General features: G+C 67.2%; 2 protein-coding genes. Both read left to right on the forward strand.

Annotated features, from left to right (window positions below; translation table 11 throughout):
- Nucleotides 1–2,254, forward strand: a 2,254-nt coding sequence (locus RIF93_RS20125) for a valine--tRNA ligase (protein ID WP_309093220.1), incomplete at its 5' end; no start/stop codon positions are given.
- A gap of 4 nt (nucleotides 2,255–2,258) precedes the next feature.
- On the forward strand, nucleotides 2,259–2,382 hold a 124-nt coding region (locus RIF93_RS20130), incomplete at its 3' end, for a S4 domain-containing protein (protein ID WP_309093221.1).

Here is a 2,382-nt window from a genome sequence, read left to right on the forward strand (position 1 = left end):
GGATCCGCACTTCCAGACCGCCATCTCGGACCTCGAGGTCGAGCAGCGCGAGGTCGACGGCCACTACTGGCACTTCGCCTATCCGCTGGCCGACGGCGTAACCTATGAGCACCCGATCGCCTTCGACGAGAACGGCAAGGCGACGGAATGGGAGACGCGCGACTACATCGTCGTCGCCACCACCCGGCCCGAAACCATGCTGGGCGACACCGGCGTGGCGGTGCATCCCGATGACGAACGCTACGCCTCGATCGTGGGCGCGCAGGTGATTCTTCCGCTCACGGGCCGCCCCATTCCGATCATCACCGATGAGTACGCCGATCCCACCAAGGGCTCTGGCGCTGTGAAGATTACGCCGGCGCACGACTTCAATGACTTCCAAGTTGGCAAGCGTGCAGGGTTGCCAGCGATCAACGTGATGAACGGGTTCGGTCGCATACTTGGTTGGGACGATGTGCCCGTTCCCGATCCGGACAAGGTCGACGAGGATCATCACAACTCGGCCGAATTCTATCTCGTCGACTCCATTCCCGCCGAGCTTCGCGGCATGGACCGCTTCGAGGCGCGCAAGGCCATCGTCGCCCGGGCCGAGGCCGAGGGCTGGCTGAAGGAGATCGAGAAGACGCGCCACGTCGTCCCGCACGGCGACCGCTCAGGCGTGGTCATCGAGCCGTGGCTGACGGACCAGTGGTACGTGGACGCCCACACCCTGGCCCAGCCGGCGATCAAGGCGGTGGAGCAGGGCGACACCGTCTTCGAGCCGAAGAGCTACGAGAAGATCTACTTCGAATGGCTGCGCAACATCGAGCCGTGGTGCATCTCGCGCCAGCTGTGGTGGGGCCACCGCATCCCGGCCTGGTACGACGACGAGGGGAACATCTACGTCGGGGAGACGGAGGAGGAGGTCCGCGCCCAGGCCGGCGAGCGCCCGCTGCGCCAGGACGAGGACGTGCTCGACACCTGGTTCAGCTCGGCCCTGTGGCCGTTCTCGACCATGGGCTGGCCGGAGCATACCGACGACCTCGGCCGCTTCTATCCGACATCCGATCTGGTTACGGCCGCCGACATCATCTTCTTCTGGGTCGCCCGGATGATGATGATGGGACTTCACTTCATGGATGAAGTGCCGTTCCGCCGCGTGATCATCAACGGCTTGGTCCGCGACGAGAAGGGCCAGAAGATGTCGAAGTCCAAGGGCAACGTCATCGATCCGCTCGGCATCATCGACGAGCTGGGCGCGGACCCGCTGCGCTTCACCATGGCCATCCTGTCGGGCACGCGCGACATCAAGTTGTCGAAGCAGCGTATTGAAGGCTATCGCAACTTCGGCACCAAGCTGTGGAACGCCGCCCGCTTCGCCCAGATGAACGAGGCTGTGCGTGTGGAGGGCTTCGATCCGGCCGGCGTCGGGCAGACCATCAACCGCTGGATCCGCGGCGAACTGACGAAGGCGGAGCGCCAGGTGTCGTCCGCACTCGAGGGCGGTCGCTTCGACGATGCCGCTTCCGCCCTCTACCGCTTCGTCTGGAACGTCTTCTGCGACTGGTACCTGGAGCTGGCCAAGCCGGTATTCCAGGGCGCGGACGAGGCGGCGAAGGCCGAGACCCGGGCGATGACCGCCTGGACGCTCGACCAGACGCTGAAGCTGATGCACCCGGTCATGCCGTTCATCACCGAAGAGCTGTGGGCCCAGACCGCCGGCGACGGTGCCCCGCGCGACGAGACCCTGCTGATCGGCGCATCCTGGCCTGATCTGCCCGACGCGTTCGTCGACGCCGCCGCCGAGGCCGAGATCGGCTGGCTGGTCGATCTCGTCACCGAGATCCGCCAGCTGCGCGCCGAGATGAACGTGCCGCCGTCGGCGAAGCCGCCGCTGGCCTTCGTCGCGCCCGATGCGGCCACGGCCGGGCGCATGGATCGCCACCGCGACCTGATCCTGACCCTGGGTCGAGTGTCGGAGCTGTCGCGGGCCGGGACTGCGCCGGCAGGGGCAGTGACCTTCGTCAGCGGCGGCGCCACCGCCGCCCTGTCCCTGGCCGGGATCATCGACCTGGCCGCCGAACGGGCGCGGCTGGAGAAGGAGATCGCCGCCTTCGACAGCGACATTGGCCATTTCAACAAGAAGCTGGGCAACCCCAACTTCGTCGCCCGCGCCGCCCAGGAGGTGGTCGAGGAGCAGCGCGAGAAGCTGGCGACCGCCGAGGCCGGCAAGGCGAAGCTGCAGGCGGCGCTGGCGCGTCTGGAAGGCCTCTGAGGCCTTGAAGACCCGCCTCGACCAGCTTCTGGTCGCCCGGGGCCTGGCCGAAAGCCGGGCGCGGGCGAGGGCGGCGATCGAGGCGGGCGGCGTCACGGTCGACGGCCAGTCGGCGAAGAGCGCCTCCC

This window comes from Phenylobacterium sp., assembly GCF_031181185.1.
Taxonomy (GTDB): domain Bacteria; phylum Pseudomonadota; class Alphaproteobacteria; order Caulobacterales; family Caulobacteraceae; genus Phenylobacterium.